Consider the following 21,004-nt stretch of genomic DNA (forward strand, 5'->3'; position numbering starts at 1 on the left):
CGTGCACCCTTTACGGCGCGCTAATGCCAACGAGGTTGCCTACCATGAGTACTCCCCTGAAAATCGATTTCGTCAGCGACGTGTCTTGCCCCTGGTGCATCATCGGCCTGCGTGGCCTGACGGAAGCCCTCGACCAGCTTGGCAGCGAAGTGCAGGCCGAGATCCATTTCCAGCCGTTCGAACTGAACCCGAATATGCCCGCCATCGGGCAGAACATCGTCGAGCACATCACTGAAAAATACGGCTCCAGCGCCGAAGAGTCCCAGGCCAACCGTGCGCGTATTCGCGACATGGGCGCGGCGTTGGGCTTTGCCTTTCGTACCGACGGCCAGAGCCGCATCTACAACACGTTCGATGCTCATCGGCTGCTGCATTGGGCCGGGCTTGAAGGCCTGCAATACAACCTCAAGGAAGCGCTGTTCAAGGCCTATTTCAGCGATGGTCAGGACCCGTCCGACCACGCGACGCTGGCGATCATCGCCGAAAGCGTCGGCCTGGACATCAAGCGTGCGGCGCAGATTCTCGCCTGCGATGAATACGCCGCCGAAGTTCGTGAACAGGAACAGCTGTGGATCTCCCGGGGCGTGACTTCGGTGCCGACCATCGTGTTCAACGACCAGTACGCGGTCAGCGGTGGTCAGCCGGCGGAAGCCTTTGTCGGTGCGATTCGCCAGATCATCAGCGAAGCGAAGGGCTGAACCGTGGGGTAGGGTGCTTGCTCCCTGGCCTATGGAGATCCAAAGGTGGGGCTTGCTCGCGAATGCGGTGTGTCAGTTAATACATCCCTGGCTGAACGACCGCCATCGCGGGCAAGCCCGGCTCCCACATTTGAACGGTGGCGGGCGCAGAATTCTGGTCAGACACAGATCAGTGTGGGAGCTGGCTTGCCTGCGATGGCTGTGTGTCAGTCAGCTTATCTGCTGCTGATACACCACTATCGCGGGCAAGCCCGGCTCCCACATTTGAACTGAGTTTGGCGTCTGAGATCGGGCTGCCTTGATTGTGATGTGGCTCTTGGGGAGCAGCCTGTCGCCCGTCAGTCAAACTTGTAGCTGATCGCGGTCTGCACCTGGCCCTGGTTCACGTTGCCGGTTTCCTTGACGATGGTGCTGTTGGCGGCCGAGCCGACCAGGTGCGTCCAGCTGGCGCTGGTCAACAGCGACCAATGGGCGGCCAGGGGGAATTCGAAGCTCTGGGTCAGCGTCAGGTTCTGGAAACCGGCACTGGCGTTATAGGCACGAATGCCTGAGGCCGCGGACTCCTTGTCACTTACGCCGAAAAAGGTCTGGGTCTGGCGGGCATCGGCAAAGTGCGCCATCAGGCCCGTGCTGCCGATGATGCCGCCACCCAGCGGGTAACCCAGCTCGCCGCCGACCTTGCCCAACACACCGCTTTGGTCACGCCCGCCGCCTACGGCCTGGCCCACTTGCGCGTAGACGCGCCAGAACTCGGCCGGGGCGTATTGGATGAAGCCACCGACTTCAGCCATATCCGACACATCGCGCAAGCCGCGCAGTGAGCCGTTGGCCGTACGGCCAGGCAAGTAATTGATGTAGGGGCCGGCGGTGATGCCATTGGTATTGAGCGCGCTCCAGGTCAAGCCGTCGTCGGTGCCGAGGCTGACACTGCCCCAGTCCAGGTCGAAATAGGGAATCGCCTGGGTTTCGTAGCGGCTGCCGGTGGGGTCGTGGGGTTGATAACTGATGCCTGCACCGACTTCACCGGTAATGCCGTCCGCCAATACCGTGCTGGACACACTCCACAGCCCGAGCAAACCGGCGAATACAGCAGAAGTAACCTTGTACATGGAGCGTTTCCTTATCTGAACTTGCGCGCATTCACGCGCGAAGGGCATCCCTGGCGCAAGCACTCATCTTGTTTGTAGCAAGCTACAAAAATTGTAGCTTGCTCGACACATATAACCATAGACCTCAACCAAAACCCCAGCCCTGCTGGGCTTTAATCAGTTGGCACAGTCCCTGCTATAGCCCTGTTGCAAGCGCATAGAGCGCTCTCTTCAAGCCCTCCAACTTCAAGGACAGGCAATGATCCAGTGGCATATCGTGTGCGACTTCGACGGGACCATCACCCCTACCGACGTCATCGACAACGTCCTCCAGCGCTTCGCCGGCCCTGAGTGGGAAACCATCGAACAGGAATGGCTGGATGGGCACATCGGTTCCCGCGAATGCCTGAGCCGCCAATTGGCGTTGATCAAGGCCACACCGGCTGAACTGTTAGCGTATTTCGACAGCGTCGAGATCGACCCGGACTTCCCGGATTTCGTCGATCACGTCATGGGCCTGGGCGCGACCATCGAAGTGGTCAGCGACGGCATCGAACAAGGCATCGCGCGCATTCTGTCGCGTAACTACGTGACCTTGCTGCCGATCCTCGCCAACCGTCTGCGCCAGGTCGACCAGAACAGCTGGCGCATCGACTTCCCGTACTCCAGCGACGCCTGCCGTGCTGCGTCCGGCAACTGCAAGTGCAAATCCACCCCGCGCAACAAGCGCGTGCTGGTGATTGGCGATGGCAAGTCCGACATGTGCGTGGCCTCTACCGCCGACTTCGTCTTCGCCAAAGGCAGCCTCGCCAAATATTGCGAAGCCAACAACATTCCCCATGCGCGCTTCGACACCTTCGCCGAACTGCCCGCATTGCTGGCCAAGCTGCCTCAGGGCATCGCGGCCAACGCCACCACCTTTACTGCTGCTGACAATCAGGAACTCTTCCACCATGTCTGATATCCGTATCGCCACCGCCGAAGACCAGATTCTTCTGGATAAAGAAGCCAAGTACTGCTCCTACGGCGACACTGTTCACTACATCGAGCCACCGCGTATTTTCAGCCGTTGCGAAGGCTCCTACGTGTGGGACACCGAAGACCAGGCTTACCTCGACCTGCAAATGTGGTACTCGGCCGTTAACTTCGGCTACGCCAACCCACGCCTGAACAACGCGTTGAAGCAGCAGATCGACACCCTGCCGCAAATCGCCAGCCAGTACCTGCACAAAGGCAAGATCGAGCTGTCGGAAATGATCGCGGTCGATGCCAAGAAGAAATTCGGCCTCGACGGTCGTGTGCACTTCAACGTCGGTGGTTCGCAATCCATCGAAGACTCGTTGAAAGTGGTGCGTAACGCGTCCAACGGCAAGAGCCTGATGTTCGCCTTTGAAGGCGGTTACCACGGCCGTACCCTCGGTGCCTCGTCGATTACCTCCAGCTTCCGCTACCGTCGCCGTTACGGCCACTTTGGCGAACGTGCCAACTTCATTCCGTTCCCGTACCACTTCCGTGGCCCGAAAGGCATGACGAAAGAAGAATACGGCAGCCATTGCGTGCAGCAGTTCGCCCGTCTGTTCGAGACTGAATACAACGGCGTCTGGGACCCGAAAACCAACCAGTGCGAATACGCAGCCTTCTACGTCGAGCCGATCCAGGGCACCGGCGGCTACGTGATTCCGCCGATGAACTTCTACCGCGAACTCAAGCATGTGCTGGATCAGCACGGCATCCTGATGGTGTCCGACGAAATCCAGATGGGCTTCTACCGTACCGGCAAACTGTGGTCGATCGAGCACTTCGACGTGCAGCCGGACGTGATCGTCTTCGGTAAGGCGCTGACCAACGGCCTGAACCCGCTGGGCGGCATTTGGGCGCGTGAAGAGTTGATCAACCCGAAGATCTTCCCACCGGGTTCGACCCACTCCACCTTCGCCTCCAACCCACTGGGTACGGCGGTAGGCCTGGAAATGTTCAAGATGACCAGCGAAGTCGATTACGGCGCGATGGTCATGGCCAAGGGCAAATACTTCCTGGAAGGCCTGCAAGACCTGCAGAAACGTTTCCCGATCATCGGCGACGTCGATGGCCTGGGCCTGGCCCTGCGCTGCGAAATCTGCGGCCCGGATGGTTTCACGCCGGACAAGGCGACCCTGGACTACATGGTCGAAGAAGGCATGAAGGGCGACATGGTTGTGGATGGCCAGAAACTCGGCTTGATCCTCGACGTGGGCGGCTACTACAAAAACGTGATTACCCTGGCACCGTCCCTGGAAATCAGCTACCCGGAAATCGACCTGGGCCTGAAGCTGCTTGAGCAACTGCTGGTTCGGGCGACCCAACGGTGAATGTCTCCGGGATCGATCTCGGTGAAGGTGATGCCGGCTTCGTTCTCGGTGAAGGTCCGGTCGGGATCCTGTTGATCCACGGCCTGACCGGCACCCCGACGGAATTGCGTCAAGTCGCCAAAGGGTTGGCCAAGGCGGGTAACTGCACGGTGTACGTGCCCACCCTGGCCGGGCACTGCGGCGATAACAGTGACCTGCAGGCCACCGGCTGGCTGGACTGGTACGAAGGCGTGCGCAAGACCTTTGCACAGGTCAAGCAGCGCCACGAGCAGGTGTTTGTCGGTGGCTTGTCCATGGGCGCGGTGATGTCGATGTACGTGGCTGCCGAGCACCCGGGGCAAGTGGCCGGGCTGTTGATGTATTCCACGACCTTGAAGTACGACGGCTGGAGTATTAACAAGCTGGCGTTCCTGACGCCGTTGCTGATGAAGATTCCATTCGGCGTGCACATCTGCCGCTTCGAAGAGAAGCCACCTTATGGCATCAAGAACGAGCGCCTGCGGGCAATTGTCGAGCGCCAGATGAAGGAAGGGGAAAGCAGCGAGGCCGGTTTGCTGACCATGGAAGGCATCACGGTGCGCGAGTTGCACCGGATGAATGCTGTGGTCAAGAAACGCATGCCTGAGGTCAAGGTGCCGGCACTGGTGTTGCACTCCATCGAGGACGATATCACCAGCCGCTGGAACGCCGATTACGTGGAGCGCCACCTAGGTGGGCCCGTCACCAAGATCCTGCTGGACAACTGCTACCACATGATTACCGTCGACCTGCAATACCGCCGAGTGATCGAGTTGAGCGCCGAGTTTGTCGAGCAACACGCCGCTACTACCCAGGTGTCCGAAGACTACCGACAGCGTGCATAAGCTTAAGGACAAGACGTGATCACCGCCCAAGCCTTCTCGACTATCCGGGCCATCCAGCGCAGTGCCTGGAACGACTGTTTTCCCGGAGCCCTGGAGGATTGGGACTTTTACGTCGCTGTGGAAAACGCCGCTATCGATGATTTCAAGTGGCGTTACCTGGCTGTTTACGACGATGAAACGCTGGTGGCGGTTGCCGCCGCGTTCATCACTTATTATCGCCTCGACACCACGGTGTCGGGTGCAGGCAAGCGCTTTACCGAGCGCCTGGAGCGACTGTGGCCGGGTGTTTTACGCCTGGAGTTGTATGCCATCGGCTCTCCGGTGGCCGAGCGTTGTGACGCGGGCATTGCCAGCCATGTTGACGAGGCGCAGCGCCCGTTGCTAATCAAGCACTTGCTGATGGCTGCGCGCCAGGACGCCAACGCGTTCGGAATTGGCCTGGTGGCGGTCAAGGACGTGCCGACCAAAGACCCGTACTGGGCAGACAGTTGCCGCCTTGCAGGTTTTCAGAGCATGCCGAGTTTGCCCAGCGGGTTGTTGACGGTGCCTTACGGCTCAGTGGACGCCTACCTGGGCTCGCTGTGCAAGGCGACTCGCAAGGACTTGCGCCGCAAGCTGCGTGCGCCGGGCCCTCGGGTAGAGTGGCGGCACAACATTGATGATGTGTTACCTGAGGTGATGCGCCTGTACGAAGACACGCTCAGTCGCGCGGACTTGCAGTTCGAGCGCCTGCCGGCGAGTTACTTCACCGGCATCCTTGAACGGTTGGAAGGGCGTGCGGTCTGTGCTCTTTATTGGGTGGACGAGCGACTGGTGGCGTTCAACCTGATCCTGTTGGACCAGCACCGTTTGATCGACAAGTTTTTCGGGCATGACCGTGAGTTCAGCCGTGAGTACAGCTTGTATTTCAGAAGTTGGCTGACCAATGTTGACTATTGTATCCAGCACAGTATTCCCGTGTACGAGTGCGGTCAGGAGGGGTACGCCAGTAAGCTGCGCCTGGGTTGCGAGTTCCGGGGCAACAGCATGTTCTTCCGCCACCGTAACCGGCTGGTCAATGGCCTGCTCAAACTCGTAAAAATGTATATAAGACCGGATCGATCCGACCCTGCCATGGCTGCTGCGATAAGCGAAACCTGATGATCACCAAGACCCGCCAAAAAGCCCGCCCCTTTGCCATTTCGCGCTGGAGCGTCCAGCGCAAGCTGGTGCTGGCGTTCTGGCTGGTCAGCGTCATTCCGACCATGATCGCTGCCGAATTGGCGGCGACCACGCTGTCGCAGATTTTCGACAGCAACGTGCGTATCTGGCTGCAAGAGTCGACCAAGATCGTCAAGGATGAAATCGGCGACATCCTTCATGACAACGCACGCATGGCCAAACTGTTCCTGCGCTACACCGCTCCGCCCTCGAACAGGCAAGCCGCCAAGCATGACCGGCTCACCGCCGATATCGCCGAGGCCACCGATATAGACGTGGTCTCGCTGATTCGCGTCAGTGACCACAAGATTGTGTTCAGCACGGCCCCTGATGATGTCGTCAAGCAGATCAACCTGACCAGCAACGCGGTGCTGCAAACCATCCAGGTGGCCGGCGTGACTACGGGCCTGGTGGTATCGACGTTCGAAACCACCCAAGAGGGCGTCGACTACGTGCTGTTGGTGGCGACTTACCTGGACAGCAGCTTCCTCACCAGCGTGGCCGATGTGCATTCCCTCGACCTGCGCCTGTACCTGGCCAACCCCTCGGGGTTTTCCGAGATATTCTCGACCCAGCGTTTCGAAAATCATCCTTCGCGCATCCCGAAGAATGTCGAAACGGCCATGCGCAGCACCAAGCAGCCGAGTGAGCAGTTCACCAATAACTACAGCGGTCTGTATTGGCCCATCTTCAACGACGCCGGCGACTTGCAAGGCGTGATCTTCAGCGGCCTGCTGCGTCATACCAGCCTGGTTGGGCTGGTGAATCAGAGCAACTTGTTCGTGCTGATATTCCTGCTGAGTTCGGCGTTGTCCCTGGGCGCCGGCGTGTTGGTGTCACGGCGCCTGACCAAGCCTCTGCGGGACTTGTCCCAAGGCGTGGATGCGGTGATCTCGGGCCATTATGAGCATCGCGTATTGGTCAGCGGCGGCGATGAGCTGGCGCAGTTGAGCAGCACCTTCAACCACATGACCGAGCGCCTGGGCGAGCTGCACCACCTCGAAGCCCAGTTACGCCGCCGCGACCGGCTGCATGCTCTGGGCGAAGTCGCGATGGGCCTGGCCCATGAGATTCGCAACCCGTTGGGTATTATAAAGACCGCCACCCAGCTGCTGCACCGTCGTGCCGACTTGCCGGAAACCGACAAGCGCCACCTGGAATACGTGATCAGCGAAGTCAGCCGCATCAACGACCTGATCACCGAGTTTCTCGACTTCGCCAAACCCAACCCGCCCCTGCGTGTGTTGCAGGCAGCGCGTCCGGTGGTGGAAGAAATCCTTGGTTTCTGCAGCCCGGAACTCGCCACCCATAACATCGATGCGAAAATCGATGATCAGGCGCCCGGTGCAACCCTCTATGCTGATGCCAAGCAGCTCAAGCAGGCGTGCCTCAACCTGATTCTCAACGCCATCGATGCAATGCCCGAAGGCGGGCGCCTGACCCTGGGCATTCGCAGCGTCGACGGCAACACGGTGATCAGTATTGCTGACACCGGCCAGGGCATCCCGGCGGATATGATTGAGCGTATCTTCACGCCATTTGTCACCACCAAGGCGTCAGGCACAGGCTTGGGCCTGGCCAAAGTCTATTCGATCATGGAAAGTCACGACGGCAGCATTGAATGTGCCAGTGAGAAAGATGCCGGCGCCACCTTCAGCCTGTACATTCCGGCGCATGGTGAAGACGACGGCGATGATGAGGAAGGTCATGACGCATAACGTATTGGTAGTCGACGATGAGCCCAAGCTGTGTGATTTGCTATCGTCGGCCTTGAGTCAGAATGGCATTCAGGTATTCACCGCGAGTAATGGCCTGCACGCACTCAAAGTGCTGGACCAGGAAGACATTGACCTGGTGATCAGCGACTGGCGCATGCCGGGTATGGACGGGCCGGCGCTGCTGGCGGAGATAAAGGTGCGCTTCCCGGATTTGCCGGTGATCGTGATGACCGCCTACAGCACGGTGAAAAATGCGGTGCAGTCGATGCGCAATGGCGCCTATGACTATATCGCCAAGCCGTTCGACATCGACGAGCTGGACATCACCGTGGCCAAGGCCCTGCAGTTTCGCGACATCATGCGCGATAACGCGCGCCTGCGCGCCGAGCTTGACCATCATGCGCAGTTCGACAGCCTGGTGGGCGACAGCCCGGCGTTTCGCCAGGTGCTGCATGCCATCGACTCGGTACGTGACAGCAACGCAACCATCCTGCTGACCGGCGAAAGCGGCACCGGCAAGGAAATGGTTGCCCGTGCCATCCACAAACACGGCAGCCGAGCCGACAAACCGTTCGTGGCGGTCAACTGCGCGGCCATTCCGGAAGGCCTGCTCGAAAGCGAAATGTTCGGCCATCGCAAGGGCGCCTTTACCGGCGCCGTGGCGGATCGGGTCGGGCGTTTTATGCAGGCCGACAAGGGCACGCTGTTTTTGGACGAAGTGGGCGATATGCCCCTGGCGTTGCAGGCCAAGATTCTGCGCGCCTTGCAGGAACGGGTGATCGAGCCGGTGGGCGACCCGCGCGAGCGCAAGGTGGACGTGCGGGTGATCGCCGCCACCAACAAAAATTTGCTGGATGCGGTGGCCAATAAAGAGTTTCGTGAGGACCTGTATTACCGCCTCAACGTGTTCCCGATCCCACTGCCGGCCCTGCGCGAACGCGCCGAAGATATCGTGCCCCTGGCCCGGCACTTCGCCCAGACCCTCAGCGCGACCGCCGGTAAACGCATCACTGGCTTCAGCCCAGAGGCGTTGCAGGCCATGGCCGCTTACAACTGGCCGGGCAATATTCGCGAGCTGCAAAACTGTGTGGAGCGGGCGACCATCGTGGCAGCTAAGCCGGTAATCGAAGACATCGACCTGCCGGCTTACCTGTTTGCCTCCAAGCCTGCCGAGGGAGGCGTGACGGCGATGCTCAGCGACGGACCGGGTGTGCCGCAGGATCTGGATGCGGCGCTGGCGGAAGTGGAGAAGGCCTATATTCTGGCGGCGTTGAATGAAAGCAACGGCGTGCAGGCAGCGGCGGCCTCAAAGATCGGGATTTCCGAGAGGAGCTTCTGGTATCGGTTGAAGAAGCTGGGGATTCATGTCGACAAGATTGTGCGCTGATCTCCCAGGCACACATCATTGCTCTAAATGTGGGAGCTGGCTTGCCTGCGATTACGGTGTATCAGTCATCAGATCGGGTGCAGACATACCGCCATCGCAGGCAAGCCGGCTCCCACATGTTTACCCAGTTGGGTCAGGTGTGGAGGCGTACCCACACCGTCACCAACACCGTCGCCGCCATCAACCACGCCACCGCCGCCACGGCGAGTGAGGCCTCCAGGCGCATTCGGTCGACCAGCACATACAACGTCGCCAAATACACAAAATACGGAATGATCGACCACATCCCGAACAGGATCGTGGTCTTCAAGTCGTCCACCGAACGACCTTTGCCGACGATGTAATGTGCAATCAACGCAAAGGTCGGAAACAGCGGCACCAGCCCCGCGATGTAATAGTTTTTGGTCTTGGCCAGCGCTGCCAGGATCAACACCACCGCCGCGCCCAGGGCGGCTTTCAAAAACAGATCCACACCGTGCTCCTTAGTGGCTCAAGCCATACTTCTTGACCTTGTCGAACAGGGTGGTCTTGGCCATCCCCAGTTCCTGGCTGGCCTGGGTCAGGTTGCCGCCGCTGCGTTGCAGGGCGTCGTTGAGCAAGTTGCGTTCGAAGGCTTCGACCGCCTCGGTAAAGGCCAGGCCATGGTTGCTGTTGCCGTTGCCGCTTTTCTTGAAGGCAGGCAAGCCCAAGGCGAAGCGTTCGGCGACGTTGCGCAGTTCACGCACGTTGCCTGGCCAGTCGTGGCTCATCAGGCTCGACACGGTCTGGTTATCCAGTTCCGGCACGCTGCGGTCAAAGCGCAGCGACGACTGCTGCAGGAAGTGTTCAAACAATTGCAGGATGTCTTCCCGGCGTTCGCGCAGCGGCGGCAGCTCCAGGGTCACTACGTTGAGGCGGTAGTAAAGGTCACTGCGGAACTGACTGGCCCGGCTCAGCTCGTCGAGGTCGGACTTGGTTGCGGCGATCACCCGACAATCCACCGCCACGCTCTGGTTCGAACCCAGGCGTTCCAGGGTGCGTTCCTGCAACACCCGCAGCAATTTGATCTGCAGGTTGATCGGCATGCTTTCCACTTCATCGAGGAACAGCGTGCCTTCGTGGGCGTGCTCGATCTTGCCGATGCGCCGTTTGCCAGCGCCGGTAAAAGCATTGGCTTCGTGGCCGAAAATCTCGCTTTCGAACAGGTTTTCCGGCAGGCCGCCGCAGTTCAAGGCGACGAACTGGTGGGAATGGCGTCGGCTGAAATCATGCAGGCAGCGTGCGACCAATTCCTTGCCGGTGCCGGTCTCGCCTTCGATCAGCACGTTGGCGGAGGTGTCGGCGACGTTGGCGATCAGCTCGCGCAGGGTCTGCATGGCCGGGGAGCGACCGATGATGCGACCTTCCAGGGAGTCGCGCTCAGCCAGTTGGCGGCGCAGCGACCACACCTCGCGCGCCAGCCCGCGTTGTTCCAGGGCGCGGCGGGCCACGTCGACCAGGCGCTCGGGCGAGAAGGGTTTCTCCATGAAGTCGTAGGCGCCATTGCGCATGGCGCCGACGGCCATAGAGATATCGCCGTGGCCGGTGATCAGTACCACCGGCAGGCTTTTGTCCAGGGCCTTGAGCCGGGTCAACAGCTCCAGGCCGTCGATGCCCGGCAGGCGAATATCGCTGATGACGATACCGGCAAAGTTTTCGCCGATGCGCTTGAGGGCTTCTTCGGCACTGCCTACGCCCACACTGGGAATGTCCTCCAGCGCCAGGGCTTGCTGGCAGCCGAGCAGCACATGGGGGTCGTCTTCGACGATCAGAACGGTGAGGTCGTCTTTAGAGGCGGTAGCGTCTGTATTCATGTCGACTCAGCTTTTTGGGTGCCTGCCAGCGGCAGGCACAAGACAAAGGCCGTACCACCAGTGGCCGGGTGTTCCACGGCAAGGGTGCCGCCAGTGGCCGCCGCGAGGCTGGCGGAAAGCGTCAGGCCCAGCCCCAGGCCTTGTTCACCGGGTTTGGTGGTGAAGAACGGTTCGAATAAGTGTTTACGTGTTTCGGGGTCGATGCCATGGCCATTGTCGCGCACATGCAAGCGGTACTTGCCGTCGGCGCTGTGGCCGTCCAGCCACAGTTCGGGCGTTGGCTGCGCTTGCATCGCATCGAGGGCATTACCGATCAGGTTCACCAGGATTTGTTCCAGGCGCGTCTGGTCGATCTGCAGTTGGGCGTTGCTGAAATCGCGGTGCAGGGTCAACGGCAGGCCATCCAGGCGGGCGCCCAGCACCTGGAACGCGGCGTCCACCGCTTTGCCGAGGTTGGCCTCGCCCTGGTCATCACCGCGCCGGGCAAAGGAGCGCAGGCTGGCGGTGATGCGGCCCATGCGGTCGATCAGTTCGTTGATGGTCTTGAGGTTGGCGCTGGCGGTATCCAGAGCGCCACGCTCGAGGAACCGCACGGTGTTGCCCGATAACGTGCGCAGCGCCGCCAGGGGCTGGTTCAACTCATGGGCAATGCTGGTCGACATCTGGCCGATGGCCGCGAGTTTACCGGCCTGCACCAGTTCATCCTGGGCGTGGCGCAGGGTTTCCTCGGCCTGGCGTCGTTCGCGAATCTGGCCCTTGAGCCGTTCGTTGCTGGCGCGCAGGTCGGCAGTGCGTTCGGCAATCCGACGTTCCAGCTGGCTGTTGGCTTCCTGCAAGGCTTCCCGCGCGGCGAGGCGGGTGGCAATAACCTTGCGGCGCTCGTTCCAGGCAATCAGCAAGAACGCGACCAGGCCAAACGCGACGGCCACCAGAATGCCCTGGTTGATCGCGGCCCGCCGCAGGTCGTTGAGCGGGGTCAGCAGGGTGAAATTCCACGGTGTATCACTCAGCGGACGGGTCTGGGCCAGGTAGCTGACTTCGTGCTCGTCGTTGACCACTTCGCTGTTGGCGGGGAAGGTCAGCTTCTCGGTGCCTTCGTTAAGGCGCTCGCGGGCCAGGGGCTCCAGCTCGTTCAGTGTCGCCCAGTAATATTGCAGGCTGTGGGCCAGGCGTTCTTTGGTGTCATCGCTCAGCGGTCGCACGGCCTTGAGGCGGCGGGCCGGGTCGCTGGACAGGATGATGATGCCGTTCTCGTCGCTCACAAACGCTTCGAGGCGCGCGCGCTGCCAGCGTTCCTCCAGGGCTTCGAGGCGCACTTTGACCACCGCGACGCCGATGATCTTGCCGTGCTCTTCCAGGCCATGGGCCAGGTAGTAGCCGGGTTCGCCGTTCGTGCTGCCAATGCCATAGAAACGGCCGGGCTGGCCGCGAACGGCATTCTGGAAATAAGCACGGAAGGACAGGTCTTCACCTTGGTAGCTGTCGGCATCGCGCCAGTTACTGGTGGCCAATACGCGGCCGGTGGTGTCCATCACGTAGATGGCCCGACTGCGACTGCGTCGGTTCAGGCCTTCGAGGTAATCGTTGACGGTTTTGCGGGTTTCCTGGTTCGGATCGGCCAGCAGCTTGGAGACGCTGGACTCCAATTCCAGAAGGCTGGGCAGGTAGGTGTATTTGCTCAGCTCGCTTTCGACGGTGCGGGCGTGCAGCTCCAACTGGCGTTCGCCGTTGTCGCTGAGGGTGCGGATGCCATAGTACTCACTGACCCAGAAGCCGATATAACCCAGGCCGATCATCAGGGCGATGATCAACGGCGGCAGGAACAGTTGGCGGATCAGGCGTGGTTTCACGGCAAGTGATGGCGGTGCGGCGCGAAATTGGTTGGGGTCGCATTTCATCACAGATGCCTTGGGTCAACCAGAGCTTGCCGGTCTGCTCGGTCCAGTGTGGGAGCGGGCTTGCTCGCGAATGCGGTGTGTCAGTCGCTGAATGTATCGACTGATCCACCACATTCGCGAGCAAGCCCGCTCCCACATGGGCCTTGTTTCAGCAGTGGGAGCTATGTAGGGCTTAGTGCTGCAGGATTTTCTCAAGGAAGTGCTGCGCACGTTCGGAGCGGGCGCTGATGTCGCCGAAGAATTCCTCTTTCGGGCAGTCTTCGATGATCTTGCCGGCGTCCATGAAGATCACGCGGTCGGCCACTTTGCGGGCGAAGCCCATTTCGTGGGTCACGCACATCATGGTCATGCCTTCGTGAGCCAGTTGCACCATCACGTCGAGCACTTCGTTGACCATTTCCGGGTCGAGGGCGGAGGTCGGTTCGTCAAACAGCATGACGATCGGGTCCATGGCCAGTGCGCGGGCAATCGCAACGCGCTGTTGCTGGCCGCCGGACAGTTGGCCCGGGTGCTTGTGGGCGTGTGCCGACAGGCCGACGCGCTCAAGCAGTTGCAGGCCTTTCTTGGTGGCTTCTTCCTTGCTGCGGCCGAGCACCTTGATCTGCGCGATGGTCAGGTTTTCGGTGATGGTCAGGTGCGGGAACAGTTCGAAGTGCTGGAACACCATGCCGACGCGTGAGCGCAGTTTCGGCAGGTTGGTCTTCGGGTCGGCGATAGAGGTGCCGTCGACCACGATGTCGCCTTTCTGGAACGGTTCCAGTGCGTTGACGCACTTGATCAGGGTGGATTTGCCCGAGCCCGATGGCCCGCACACCACGATCACTTCGCCTTTTTTAACCTCGGTGCTGCAATCGGTCAGCACCTGGAAGTCGCCATACCACTTGTTGATGTTCTTGATAGAGATCATACGGCAAACCTTTTTTGCAGACGCTTGACCAGCAGCGAGGCGGAAAAGCTGATGATGAAGTAGACGACACCGGCGAAGATCAGGAACTCGTTGGAGCGGCCGATGATGTCGCCGTTGGAGCGGGCGGAGTTGAGGAAGTCCACCAGGCCCACGGTGTAAACCAGCGAGGTGTCCTGGAACAGAATGATCGACTGTTGCAGCAGCAGCGGCGTCATCTTGCGGAAAGCCTGGGGCAGGATGATCAGACGCATGGTCTGGCCGTAGGTCATGCCCATCGCCTGGGCTGCGCCCATCTGGCCCTTGGGAATCGACTGTACGCCGGCCCGTACGATTTCACAGAAGTACGCGGCTTCGAACATCATGAAGGCCACGACGCAGGAGGTGAACGCACCGATCGGGGTGTCTTCGCCGGTGATCCAGCGCAGCACGAACGGCACTGCCAGGTAGAACCAGGTAATGACCAACAGCAGCGGGATCGAGCGGAAGTAGTTCACATAGGCGCCGGCCAGACGCGACGCCAGTTTGTTGGACGACAGGCGCATCAGCGCGAGGACCGTGCCCAATGCGATGCCGCCGACTACGCCCATGACCATCAACTGCAAGGTCATGATCATGCCGTTCCACAGGCCAGGGATAGCGGGGATGATGCCGCTGAAATCAAAGTCCATTATTTACCCCCCACGGAGATCAGGCCGGGCACGGCGACTTTCTTCTCAACCAGGCGCATCAGCAACATCAGGCTCATGTTCAAGGTGAAGTAGATCAGCGTGGCCAGGGTGAAGGCCTCAAACAGGTTGGCCGAGAACTCGGCGGTCTGTTTGGTTTGCGCCAGCAATTCCATCAGGCCGATCAAGGACGCCACGGAGGAGTTCTTGAACACGTTGAGGAATTCCGAGGTAAGCGGCGGAATGATGATGCGGTAGGCCTGTGGCAGCAGCACGTTCCAGTAGATCTGCGGCAGCTTGAAGCCCATGGCACGCGCGGCGGCTTCCTGGCCACGTGGCAGCGCCTGGATGCCGGTACGCACCTGTTCGCACACACGGGCGGCGGTGAACAGGCCCAGGCACACGACAACGCTCAGGTAAGCCGAGGTGGTCGGGTTGAGGTCTTGTTTGTACCAGTCCTGCAGGTTTTGCGGCAGCATATCGGGTATCAGGAAGTACCAGATAAACAGCTGAACCAGCAGCGGCACGTTACGAAACAGTTCCACGTAGCAGGTCGCGATGCCCGATACGATGCGGTTTGGCACAGTGCGCATGACCCCCAGAACGGAGCCCAGCAACAAGGCGATAATCCACGCCACGACGGCGATGGCAATGGTCCAGCCCAAACCGGAGATGTACCAGTCGAGATAGGTCTCGCTGCCCACGCCGGTGGACTTGAAGAACACGCCCCAGTCCCAGTTGTAATTCATTAGGGTCTCCCCTCGAAATCGATCGATGTACAAGCACCCGCTTGGGGAAGATCCTTTCCCGCCCGACGTTGAACGTCAGGCACACGCGATCGGCTCGAAAACCGCCAGGTCGAGTGTTCCAAATTAAAGCCAGCAGGTAGTAACAGACGCCTGAGGGAGGGTTGGCTCCCTCAGGAGATAAGGTTAGTCAGAAATCAGATTTTTACGTCAGGCGCTGGTTTGTCGCTTGGGTTAGCGATCAGCTCCTTAACCTTCTCACTCATCGGGAAGTTCAGGTTCAGGCCTTTAGGTGGGATCGGGCTTTCGAACCACTTGCTGTAGATCTTGTTGATTTCGCCGGATTTGTACAGGGCGACAATCGCATCATCCACGGCTTTCTTGAAGGCCGGGTCGTCTTTACGCACCATGCAAGCGTAGGCTTCAAAGGACTGTGGCGTACCGGTGATGACCCAGTCGTCCGGCTTCTTGGCCTTGGCTTCTTCACCGGCCAGCAGGGCGTCGTCCATCATGAAGGCTACGGCGCGGCCGCTTTCCAGCATCTGGAAGGATTCGCCGTGGTCTTTGGCGGAGATGACGTTCATGCCCATCTGCTTGTCGGCGTTCATCGCTTTGATGATGCGCTCGGACGTGGTGCCGGCGGTGGTCACGACGTTTTTGCCTTTGAGGTCGGCAAAGTCAGCGTAGGACGGCTTGCCGTCCTTGTCTTTCTTGACCAGCAGACGGGTGCCGATTTCGAAGATGTTGACGGTGAAGTCGACCTGCTGGGCGCGTTCGGCGTTGTTGGTGGTAGAGCCGCACTCAACGTCCGCAGTGCCGTTCTGGATCAACGGGATACGGGTTTGCGAGGTCACCAGGTTGTACTTGGTTTTCAGATCGGGTTTGTTCAGGTCTTTTTTCAGTTGTTCGACGATAGCCAACTGAATGTCGTGGGAGTAGCCCACTGGTTTGCCCGAACCATCTGCGATGTAGGAGAACGGAATGGAGCTGTCGCGGTGAGCGAGAGTGATGGTGCCGGAGTCGTTGATTTTCTTCAGTGTGCCGGTGAGTTCGGCGGCGAAAACTGGAGTGCTGATCAGAGCAGCAGCGATAGCTGCGCCCAGGATATGGGGAACGATGCGCATCAATACTTCCTCGACATTTGTTTTTTTTATGAAGCCGGCTAAACGGCTCTCTTGTACAGCGAATGCCCGTAACGGCTCCTGAAGCGTCTCAGGCAATCGTCAGGGAGTGTAGAGCATGAGTCGTGCCATACCTGAAACAAAAGGTTATCTGATTGATTTATAAGGAGATTAACTTTGTGTTACTAGTAATTCGTAACTATAAGGTCCGGCAAACCGAATGGTGCGGGGTGTGCTGTTCGGAAAACCGAATGCCATTGCGGGCATAAAAAAGCCCCTGGGCCATACGGCGCAGGGGCTTTTTTACGACTTGCTGATCAGGCCGCTTCAATCTTCGTGCGGTTCTGCTCAACCTTCGACAGGTAACGCTGTACGTTTTCCTGTTCTTGCGCAGTGGTGAACAGGCCAAGCTTGGTACGGCGCCACAGGACGTCCTGAGGTTGAGTCGCCCATTCTTCAGCACACAGGTAATCGACTTCGCGGGTGTACAGGCCGCCACCAAGGTGGTCGCCCAGGTCAGCCAAGGATTGCACGCCTTCCAGCAGGCGCCAGGTGCGGCTGCCATAGGTGGTGGCCCAGCGGCGCGCGATCTCGTTTGGCACCCAGTCGAACTTGGCGCGGATAGCCTCGGCCAGGGCTTCTGGCGTGGTCATGTTTTCGCCGCCAGGCAGGCTGGCGGTGGCCGTCCAGCTTGGGCGCATCTGCGTGAAGTAAGGCGCCAGTTGTGCCATCGCCGACTCAGCGAGTTTGCGGTAGGTGGTGAGCTTGCCGCCGAACACCGACAAAATCGGTGCTTCGCCCGTGCCGCCAGACAGCGACAGCGTGTAGTCGCGGGTGATGGCCGACGGGTTATCCGACTCGTCGTTGCACAGTGGGCGCACGCCGGAGTAGGTGTGGACGATGTCGTCGCGGCTGAGCTGCTTCTTGAAGTGGGCATTCACTACGTTGAGCATGTAGTCGGTTTCACCTTCAGTGATCGCTACTTTCGCCGGGTCACCGGTGTATTCACGGTCGGTGGTGCCGATGATGGTCAGGTGGTTCAGGTACGGAATGGTGAAGACGATGCGCTGGTCTTCGTTCTGCAGGATGTGCGCGTGGGCGCCTTCGTACAGCTTCGGCACGATCAGGTGGCTGCCCTGGATCAGGCGGATGCCGTAAGGCGAATCCAGCTTCAGGTCTTCCTTGATGAATTTGGCAACCCATGGGCCGGCGGCGTTCACCAGCGCGCGAGCGCGGATCGAGAACAGGCTGCCATCGGCGCGTTCCATGTTCATTTCCCACATGCCGTTGCTGCGGTGTGCGCTGACGCAACGAGTCTGGGTGTGGATATGCGCGCCTTTTTCGCGGGCGGCCATGGCATTGAGGACTACCAAACGGGCGTCGTCGACCCAGCAGTCGGAGTATTCGAAGCCTTTGGTAATCTCGCTTTTCAGCGGGCTGTCGGGGCCGAACTTGAGGCTTTTGGACCCGGCGAGTTTTTCGCGCTTGCCCAAGTGGTCATATAGGAACAGGCCGGCACGGATCATCCACGCTGGACGCAAGTGCGGGCGGTGCGGCAGCACGAAGCGCATCTGCTTGACGATGTGTGGCGCTTTGGCCAGCAGCACTTCACGTTCGGCCAGGGCTTCGCGCACCAGGCGGAATTCGTAATGTTCGAGATAACGCAGGCCGCCGTGGATCAGCTTGCTGCTGGCGGAAGAGGTGTGGCTCGCCAAGTCGTCCTTTTCGCAAAGGAATACCGACAAACCGCGACCGGCTGCGTCTGCTGCAATGCCGACGCCATTGATCCCGCCACCGATTACGGCAACGTCATAGACTTCGGCAAGCGGTGGAGCAGGCAAGGTGGAAGGGTTCATCGGCTGGCCTCGCGATTTATTCGTCTTGGAATTCGAACATTAATGTTCATTTACGAAAATGGTAGCTGATAAACGCGCGCACAGCCACCCTACTTCGATTGAAAAAACTCATCGAAGAGGCGAGAAAAGAAAATTTGTGAACATGAAAGGCGTGGCGTGCCCGTTCCATCGCCATCGCGGGCAAGCCTGGCTCCCACATTTGGAATGCAATCAATTGTGGGAGCCGGGCTTGCCCGCGATGGCGGCGGTACAGGCGCCAGCGATATTGAAGGGTTAGACCACTTCCAGCCGAACCTTATGCTGGTTCAACAACTGCACCAGCGCCGGCACCGGCTGCTGATCCGTCACCAAACAGTCGACCAAACTGATCGGGCCCAAGCGAATCATGGCATTGCGCCCGAATTTACTGGAGTCCGCCGCCAGGATCACCTGGCGCGCATTGGCAATAATCGCCTGTGAAACCCGCACTTCCTGATAATCAAAGTCGAGCAGGCTGCCGTCTTCATCAATGCCGCTGATACCTACCAAGGCAAAGTCGACCTTGAACTGGTTGATGAAGTCGACACTCGCCTGACCGACCACACCGCCATCACGGCGCACATTACCGCCGGTCAACAGCACATCGAAATCGTCCTTGGCACTGAGCATGGTGGCGACGTTGAGGTTGTTGGTGATGATTTTCAGGTGGTTGTGATTGAGCAGCGCACGCGCGATCGATTCGGTCGTGGTGCCGATATTGATGAACAGCGAGGCGTGGTCCGGGATTTGCGCCGCAATGGCTTCGCCGATGCGTTGTTTCTCATCGCGCATTTGGTCGGCACGCATGGCGTACGCGGTGTTCTCGACACTGGAGTCATAGGCCGCGCCGCCGTGGTAGCGGCGCAGCAGATTGGCGTCCGCCAGCTGGTTGATATCGCGGCGGATGGTTTGCGGGGTGACAACGAATAGCTGCGCCATCTCCTCGATACTGACGTAACCGCGTTCGCGGACCAGTTCGAGGATTTGTTGTTGGCGGGGAGGCAGATTCATGGGGCGTCCTTTGGGCTGCCATACAAAAGTGGCCCATGATGACGCAGCAAGCGGCTCCCCGCCAGTTACAACCCTATATGGGTCCGGCGGTTGGCTTATTCAGCGCCTTCGTGCGGTTCCCAGTCGCGGGTGCGGCTGACCGCTTTTTGCCAGCCGGCGTAGAGTTTTTCTTTGGCGGCTTCATCGAGCGTCGGCTCGAATTCGCGTTCGATCACGGCCTTGCCGCGCAACTCGTCCAGGCTGCCCCAGAAGCCACAGGCCAGGCCTGCCAGGTAAGCGGCGCCGAGTGCAGTGGTTTCGCGCATTTGCGGGCGCTCAACCTGGGTACCCAGGATATCGGCCTGGAACTGCATCAGGAAGTTGTTGGCCACCGCGCCGCCATCCACGCGCAGGGCTTTGAGGCGTTCGCCCGAGTCCTGTTGCATGGCGTCCAACACGTCACGGGTCTGGTAGGCAATCGACTCCAGGGCGGCGCGAATGATGTGATCCACGCGTACGCCACGGGTCAGGCCAAACAGTGCGCCACGGGCATACGGGTCCCAGTACGGAGCGCCCAGACCGGTAAAGGCCGGCACCAGGTACACACCGTTGCTGTCCTTGACCTTGCCAGCAAAGTATTCGGTGTCGGTGGCATCCGCGATGATCTTCAGCTCGTCACGCAGCCATTGCACGGTGGAGCCACCATTGAACACGGCGCCTTCGAGGGCGTAAGCCACTTCGCCGCGTGGGCCGCAGGCGATGGTGGTAAGCATGCCGTGTTTCGATTTGACCGCTTTGTCACCGGTGTTCATCAGCAGGAAGCAGCCGGTGCCATAGGTGTTCTTGGCCTGGCCGGCTTCCACGCACATCTGGCCGAACAGTGCGGCCTGTTGGTCGCCCGCGATGCCGCCGATAGCGATGCCGCTTTTGGTGCGGCCGTAAATTTCCGAAGACGACTTAACTTCCGGCAGCATTTCGCGCGGTACGTCGAGAATCTCCAGCATCTTCGCATCCCACTCCAGGGTGTGGATGTTGAAGAGCATGGTGCGCGAGGCGTTGGTGTAGTCGGTGACGTGGGTTTTGCCGCCGGTAAATTTCCAGATCAGCCAGCTGTCGATGGTGCCGAACAGCAGTTCGCCGTTGCGCGCACGCTCGCGGCTGCCTTCGACGTTGTCGAGGATCCACTTGAGCTTGGTGCCGGAGAAGTACGGGTCGGTGACCAGGCCGGTGGTGTCGCTGATGTATTGCTCGTGGCCATCGCGCTTGAGCTGCTGGCAGATCTCGGTACTGCGGCGGCACTGCCAGACAATTGCGTTGTAGATCGGGCGACCGGTGATCTTGTCCCACACCACGGTGGTTTCACGCTGGTTGGTGATACCGATGGCAGCGACCTGGTCATGGTGCAGGCCGGCTTGTGCCAGGGCCTCGACCATCACTGCGCTTTGGGTGGCGAAGATTTCCATCGGGTCATGTTCGACCCAGCCGGCTTGCGGGTAATGCTGAGCGAATTCACGCTGGGCGGTGCAGACCACGTTGGCATCACGATCAAAGATGATCGCCCGCGAACTGGTGGTGCCCTGATCAAGGGCAATGATGTAGTTCTTATTCTGAATGTCGGTCATGTCGATTGCCTTGGACGGAAATAAGGAAGTGAGTAATCAGCCTGGGC

General features: G+C 59.7%; 18 protein-coding genes. 7 read left to right on the plus strand and 11 right to left on the minus strand.

Annotation, left to right across the window (positions count from 1 at the left end):
• Nucleotides 1-44 precede the first annotated feature (44 nt).
• Complete coding sequence (locus tag A7J50_RS05660) at nt 45-698, plus strand: DsbA family oxidoreductase (RefSeq protein ID WP_064450911.1); 654 nt, start codon at nt 45-47, stop codon at nt 696-698.
• A gap of 338 nt (nt 699-1,036) precedes the next feature.
• On the opposite strand, the gene A7J50_RS05665 is transcribed toward A7J50_RS05660, so the two are convergent.
• Nucleotides 1,037-1,807, minus strand: a complete 771-nt coding sequence (locus A7J50_RS05665) for a MipA/OmpV family protein (protein ID WP_064450912.1) — start codon at nt 1,805-1,807, stop codon at nt 1,037-1,039.
• Nucleotides 1,808-2,045: 238 nt separating this feature from the next.
• Here A7J50_RS05665 and A7J50_RS05670 point away from each other — a divergent pair, with 238 nt between their 5' ends.
• From A7J50_RS05670 to A7J50_RS05695, 6 genes are read left to right on the plus strand one after another with little or no spacing between them, the layout of a single operon-like run.
• Complete coding sequence (locus A7J50_RS05670) at nt 2,046-2,747, plus strand: MtnX-like HAD-IB family phosphatase (RefSeq protein WP_064450913.1); 702 nt, start codon at nt 2,046-2,048, stop codon at nt 2,745-2,747.
• The gene (locus tag A7J50_RS05675) at nt 2,740-4,134 is read left to right on the plus strand and encodes an aspartate aminotransferase family protein (RefSeq protein ID WP_064450914.1); all 1,395 of its coding nucleotides are present in this window, start codon (nt 2,740-2,742) and stop codon (nt 4,132-4,134) included. Before A7J50_RS05670 ends, A7J50_RS05675 begins: the two co-directional genes overlap by 8 nt.
• The gene (locus A7J50_RS05680; protein WP_064450915.1) at nt 4,131-4,997 is read left to right on the plus strand and encodes an alpha/beta hydrolase; all 867 of its coding nucleotides are present in this window, start codon (nt 4,131-4,133) and stop codon (nt 4,995-4,997) included. The genes A7J50_RS05675 and A7J50_RS05680 overlap by 4 nt, the downstream gene beginning before the upstream one ends.
• Nucleotides 4,998-5,012: 15 nt before the next feature.
• Entirely contained in the window at nt 5,013-6,137 is a 1,125-nt protein-coding gene (locus tag A7J50_RS05685; RefSeq protein ID WP_064450916.1) for a GNAT family N-acetyltransferase, read from the plus strand.
• Nucleotides 6,137-7,915, plus strand: coding sequence for a sensor histidine kinase (locus A7J50_RS05690; RefSeq protein ID WP_064450917.1), 1,779 nt, complete (start codon nt 6,137-6,139; stop codon nt 7,913-7,915). Before A7J50_RS05685 ends, A7J50_RS05690 begins: the two co-directional genes overlap by 1 nt.
• Nucleotides 7,905-9,302 carry a sigma-54-dependent transcriptional regulator gene (locus A7J50_RS05695; RefSeq protein WP_064450918.1) on the plus strand — a complete coding sequence of 466 codons (1,398 nt, stop codon included), beginning with the start codon at nt 7,905-7,907 and terminating at the stop codon, nt 9,300-9,302. The genes A7J50_RS05690 and A7J50_RS05695 overlap by 11 nt, the downstream gene beginning before the upstream one ends.
• A gap of 133 nt (nt 9,303-9,435) precedes the next feature.
• Here the strand turns inward: A7J50_RS05695 and A7J50_RS05700 are convergent, their stop codons facing one another.
• The 10 genes from A7J50_RS05700 to glpK form a co-directional block, all read right to left on the minus strand.
• Nucleotides 9,436-9,774, minus strand: a complete 339-nt coding sequence (locus A7J50_RS05700; protein WP_064450919.1) for a GlpM family protein — start codon at nt 9,772-9,774, stop codon at nt 9,436-9,438.
• A gap of 10 nt (nt 9,775-9,784) precedes the next feature.
• Nucleotides 9,785-11,134: a sigma-54-dependent transcriptional regulator gene (locus A7J50_RS05705; RefSeq protein WP_064450920.1), complete on the minus strand. Its 1,350-nt coding sequence runs from the start codon at nt 11,132-11,134 to the stop codon at nt 9,785-9,787.
• Nucleotides 11,131-13,032: a sensor histidine kinase gene (locus A7J50_RS05710; protein WP_053254636.1), complete on the minus strand. Its 1,902-nt coding sequence runs from the start codon at nt 13,030-13,032 to the stop codon at nt 11,131-11,133. Before A7J50_RS05710 ends, A7J50_RS05705 begins: the two co-directional genes overlap by 4 nt.
• Nucleotides 13,033-13,204: 172 nt before the next feature.
• A complete protein-coding gene (locus A7J50_RS05715) occupies nt 13,205-13,939 on the minus strand; it encodes an amino acid ABC transporter ATP-binding protein (protein WP_007916729.1) in 735 nt (244 codons plus the stop codon).
• On the minus strand, nt 13,936-14,607 hold the full coding sequence (locus A7J50_RS05720) for an amino acid ABC transporter permease (RefSeq protein WP_064450921.1): 672 nt from the start codon (nt 14,605-14,607) through the stop codon (nt 13,936-13,938). Before A7J50_RS05720 ends, A7J50_RS05715 begins: the two co-directional genes overlap by 4 nt.
• Nucleotides 14,607-15,353 carry an amino acid ABC transporter permease gene (locus A7J50_RS05725; protein ID WP_064450922.1) on the minus strand — a complete coding sequence of 249 codons (747 nt, stop codon included), beginning with the start codon at nt 15,351-15,353 and terminating at the stop codon, nt 14,607-14,609. The genes A7J50_RS05720 and A7J50_RS05725 overlap by 1 nt, the downstream gene beginning before the upstream one ends.
• A gap of 194 nt (nt 15,354-15,547) precedes the next feature.
• Nucleotides 15,548-16,474 carry a glutamate/aspartate ABC transporter substrate-binding protein gene (locus tag A7J50_RS05730; protein WP_053254639.1) on the minus strand — a complete coding sequence of 309 codons (927 nt, stop codon included), beginning with the start codon at nt 16,472-16,474 and terminating at the stop codon, nt 15,548-15,550.
• A 314-nt stretch (nt 16,475-16,788) separates the two neighbouring features.
• Nucleotides 16,789-18,327 (minus strand): glycerol-3-phosphate dehydrogenase, encoded by a 1,539-nt coding sequence (gene glpD / locus A7J50_RS05735; protein WP_064450923.1) that lies wholly within the window; start codon nt 18,325-18,327, stop codon nt 16,789-16,791.
• A gap of 273 nt (nt 18,328-18,600) precedes the next feature.
• A complete protein-coding gene (locus tag A7J50_RS05740; protein WP_010212755.1) occupies nt 18,601-19,356 on the minus strand; it encodes a DeoR/GlpR family transcriptional regulator in 756 nt (251 codons plus the stop codon).
• Nucleotides 19,357-19,451: 95 nt separating this feature from the next.
• On the minus strand, nt 19,452-20,957 hold the full coding sequence (gene glpK / locus A7J50_RS05745; RefSeq protein ID WP_064450924.1) for a glycerol kinase GlpK: 1,506 nt from the start codon (nt 20,955-20,957) through the stop codon (nt 19,452-19,454).
• Between the last annotated feature and the right edge of the window lie 47 nt (nt 20,958-21,004).

Origin of the sequence: Pseudomonas antarctica (assembly GCF_001647715.1) — a bacterium.
In the GTDB taxonomy this organism is placed as follows: domain Bacteria; phylum Pseudomonadota; class Gammaproteobacteria; order Pseudomonadales; family Pseudomonadaceae; genus Aquipseudomonas; species Aquipseudomonas antarctica_A.

Excerpts from the sequence above, each read along its gene's own strand:
- A7J50_RS05690 (WP_064450917.1), top strand. The coding sequence starts at position 6,137 with ATGATCACCAAGACCCGCCAAAAAGCCCGCCCCTTTGCCATTTCGCGC.
- A7J50_RS05720 (WP_064450921.1), bottom strand. The coding sequence starts at position 14,607 with ATGGACTTTGATTTCAGCGGCATCATCCCCGCTATCCCTGGCCTGTGG.
- glpD (WP_064450923.1), bottom strand. The coding sequence starts at position 18,327 with ATGAACCCTTCCACCTTGCCTGCTCCACCGCTTGCCGAAGTCTATGAC.
- A7J50_RS05715 (WP_007916729.1), bottom strand. The coding sequence starts at position 13,939 with ATGATCTCTATCAAGAACATCAACAAGTGGTATGGCGACTTCCAGGTG.
- A7J50_RS05730 (WP_053254639.1), bottom strand. The coding sequence starts at position 16,474 with ATGCGCATCGTTCCCCATATCCTGGGCGCAGCTATCGCTGCTGCTCTG.
- A7J50_RS05670 (WP_064450913.1), top strand. The coding sequence starts at position 2,046 with ATGATCCAGTGGCATATCGTGTGCGACTTCGACGGGACCATCACCCCT.
- A7J50_RS05740 (WP_010212755.1), bottom strand. The coding sequence starts at position 19,356 with ATGAATCTGCCTCCCCGCCAACAACAAATCCTCGAACTGGTCCGCGAA.
- A7J50_RS05710 (WP_053254636.1), bottom strand. The coding sequence starts at position 13,032 with ATGAAATGCGACCCCAACCAATTTCGCGCCGCACCGCCATCACTTGCC.
- A7J50_RS05665 (WP_064450912.1), bottom strand. The coding sequence starts at position 1,807 with ATGTACAAGGTTACTTCTGCTGTATTCGCCGGTTTGCTCGGGCTGTGG.
- A7J50_RS05675 (WP_064450914.1), top strand. The coding sequence starts at position 2,740 with ATGTCTGATATCCGTATCGCCACCGCCGAAGACCAGATTCTTCTGGAT.
- glpK (WP_064450924.1), bottom strand. The coding sequence starts at position 20,957 with ATGACCGACATTCAGAATAAGAACTACATCATTGCCCTTGATCAGGGC.
- A7J50_RS05660 (WP_064450911.1), top strand. The coding sequence starts at position 45 with ATGAGTACTCCCCTGAAAATCGATTTCGTCAGCGACGTGTCTTGCCCC.
- A7J50_RS05725 (WP_064450922.1), bottom strand. The coding sequence starts at position 15,353 with ATGAATTACAACTGGGACTGGGGCGTGTTCTTCAAGTCCACCGGCGTG.
- A7J50_RS05705 (WP_064450920.1), bottom strand. The coding sequence starts at position 11,134 with ATGAATACAGACGCTACCGCCTCTAAAGACGACCTCACCGTTCTGATC.
- A7J50_RS05695 (WP_064450918.1), top strand. The coding sequence starts at position 7,905 with ATGACGCATAACGTATTGGTAGTCGACGATGAGCCCAAGCTGTGTGAT.